A 2,551-nucleotide genomic window follows, 5' to 3' on the forward strand; every position below is an offset into this window, starting at 1 on the left:
TCTTCAGTACCCGCCGGCGATAGAACGCGCGCGCCGACATGCCCGGCCGGAACGACCAGTAGATGATGAAGCCGGACAGCACGAAGAAGAACGTGACTCCCGCGGCGCCCAACTGCATCGGCACCCATTCGTGGATATGCCGGAACAGCTCGGACTTCTGGAACGGGTACACCGGCAGAAATACCAAGGCGTGCAAGACGAATACCGCGAACGCGGCCCACCACCGGGACCCGGTCAGCGAGGGCAGTGGCGGCCGCTCCCGGTCCGCCCGCTGGGCGATGAGCGCTGCCGTATCCGGTTGGACGGCGGGCGCGGCGGGCCGCGGTACGCCGGTGGCCGCCGCAGTGGGCCGCGTGGACAGGACCTCCGGTGGTCGGGTCATCGTGCGTACCTTTCGTAGAGCGCGTTCGCGACCACGGAGTCACCCTCGGGAGACGGGTGGAACGGCAGTCCGGCGATATCGATGGTCGGATCGAAAACGCCGTTCACCCAGGGTTGCGGCGAGCAGAGCCCGTGCCCGGCGGTCAGCGCGCGGGCGTCGAGGTAGTCCAGCTTCAGCTGTGCGGCGGCTTCGCGCTGCGCCTGATCGAGCCTGTTGAAGTATTCGACGACCGTGCGGCCCCGCGGCTGCGTGAACGGCACGATGCCGAAGAAGTCGAGGCATACGGTGCTCTGGTCCGTATGGAACAGCTCCGGGTATCCGACCAGCACAATGCGCGCATTGGGTGCGTAGTACCGGATGTAGGTCACGACATTGCGAATGCGGTCGGCGTACGCGGTGCCCGAAATCAGCTGGGAGTCGGGCATCCGCCCCTGGTCCACGGCGTCGGTCCCGCAGCCGTCGGCCAGGTCGAATATGCACTGCTGCATTGCGTCCCACAGGTTTTGGGCGGAGCCGCCCCAGTGGTCGTTGAGGCCGAACTGCAGCGTCACCAGTTTGGTATCCGGTCCGAACGCGCCTGCCTTGTCGGCATCGCGCGCCTCGACGGTGAGCGTGTACCCCGGAGCGTCGTCGATCGACGCGCCCGCACAGGACGAGTTAGCCACCTGATCGCCGTCTCGGAGGCCCATCAGCGTGCTCAATTGTGTGGGCCAGGCCGTCGCGCCGCGCAAGCACTTGTGATCCGAGGAGAAGTCCAATGCGTTCGCGGTGAACGAATCCCCCAGTATCACAAGCTTTTTACCCTCGGGAGCGGACTGCGCGCCCGATCCGCCGGCGCCTGCGGTGACGGCCGCGACCGCCACCACCGCGGCGCACAACCAGCGTCCACTGTTACCCGACACGCGATTCTCCGGATTCCTCAGTAGCCTGCGCGCGGTTCGAACCCGGGTGCGTCCAGCGTCGGCGGCGCCGGCTTGGGCTGCTGCTGGGTTTGCGGCGCGGGCTTCGGCGCGACCGGCTGGGCCGCCGGAGCTTCGGGGGCCGCGGGCTGGGGCGCGGGCGCCTGGGGAGCCGCGGGCTGGACCGCAGGCGCTTCCGTGGTGCTCGGCGCCGGCGCCTCGGTGCTGGTCACCGGTGCTGCCGCGCTACTTACCGGAGCCACGACGGCGCTGGTCGGCGTATCGCTCGATCCGCTGGATGCTTTGTCGCTGCCGCAGGCCGACACCCCGCCGATCAGCAAAACCCCTCCGATCGCCGCTGCTGCGAAACGTACGGCGAATGGGGTACGAAATTTCATGGGATCCTCGAATCAAGAACTGAAGTGTAAGAATTTCACTTCAGCGGGAGTGTACAAGAGACATTCGCGTCGAAGACCCAAGATTCGGCAAACTGCAAATCCCCAGAGCAATCGACCGACGTGACGTGAGGGCTACCGGCGGATAACTTGCCGCCCGGGCTGATCGTGTCAGTGTCCGTATCTGTCGTAGATAGCGTTCGCGACCACCGAGTCACCCTTGCTGGACGGGTGGAAGAACAGGCCGTCGATATCGGTACGCGGGTCCATCACACCGTTCAGCCACGGCTGGTCAGTGCAGAGTCCATGTCCGGTGGTCAGCGCGCGGGCATCGAGGAAATCGAGGTTCAGCAGCCGGGCGGCTTCCTGCTGCGCCTGCTCGATCCGATCGAAGTACGCCACCACCGCACCGCCGCGCGGCTGCACGAATGGTGCGACACCGAGGAAGTTCAGGCATACCGTGTCGGTTCCCGGCTGGAACAGCTCCGGATACCCGACCAGCACAATGTGCGCGTTCGGTGCGTAGTAGTGAATGTAGGTGACCGCATTGCGCATGCGATCGGCGAACAATGCGCCCGACACTCCGTTGTAATCGGTGATCCGGCCCTGCGCGGCAGCCTCCGGCCCACAGCCGTCGACAAGGTTGAACACGCAGCCCTGCAACGACTTCCACAGTGTTTGATTGGACTGGCCCCAATGATCATTGAGGCCGAATTGCAGAGCCACGAGCTTGGTGCGCGGTCCGAACGCGCCCACCTTGTCCGCCTTCGACGTCTCCACGCCCAGCGTCCAGCCCGGCCCGCTGTCGATCGAGGCGCCCGGGCAGGACGGATCGACCATCGCGTCGGTCCCGTAGACGCCCATCAGGGTGCCCA

Annotated in this window: 4 protein-coding genes; all 4 read right to left on the reverse strand. The window is 66.0% G+C overall.

All coding sequences use genetic code 11. The features are described 5' to 3' along the window. A partial coding sequence (locus JWN03_RS09235) for an acyltransferase family protein (RefSeq protein ID WP_297612628.1) occupies positions 1–382 on the reverse strand: 382 nt, incomplete at its 3' end. Next, entirely contained in the window at positions 379–1,284 is a 906-nt protein-coding gene (locus JWN03_RS09240; protein WP_297612631.1) for an SGNH/GDSL hydrolase family protein, read from the reverse strand. The genes JWN03_RS09235 and JWN03_RS09240, both read right to left, overlap by 4 nt. Before the next feature lie 17 nt (positions 1,285–1,301). Then, positions 1,302–1,679 carry a hypothetical protein gene (locus JWN03_RS09245; RefSeq protein WP_297612633.1) on the reverse strand — a complete coding sequence of 126 codons (378 nt, stop codon included), beginning with the start codon at positions 1,677–1,679 and terminating at the stop codon, positions 1,302–1,304. Between the two features lie 168 nt (positions 1,680–1,847). Continuing rightward, the coding region (locus tag JWN03_RS09250) for an SGNH/GDSL hydrolase family protein (protein WP_297612636.1) at positions 1,848–2,551 on the reverse strand (704 nt) is incomplete at its 5' end.

This window comes from Nocardia sp. (assembly GCF_025465275.1).
Taxonomy (GTDB): Bacteria; Actinomycetota; Actinomycetes; order Mycobacteriales; family Mycobacteriaceae; genus Nocardia.

What these genes read in the sequence shown, in the direction of transcription:
- JWN03_RS09245 (WP_297612633.1), bottom strand. Translation starts at nt 1,679, where the DNA reads ATGAAATTTCGTACCCCATTCGCCGTACGTTTCGCAGCAGCGGCGATC.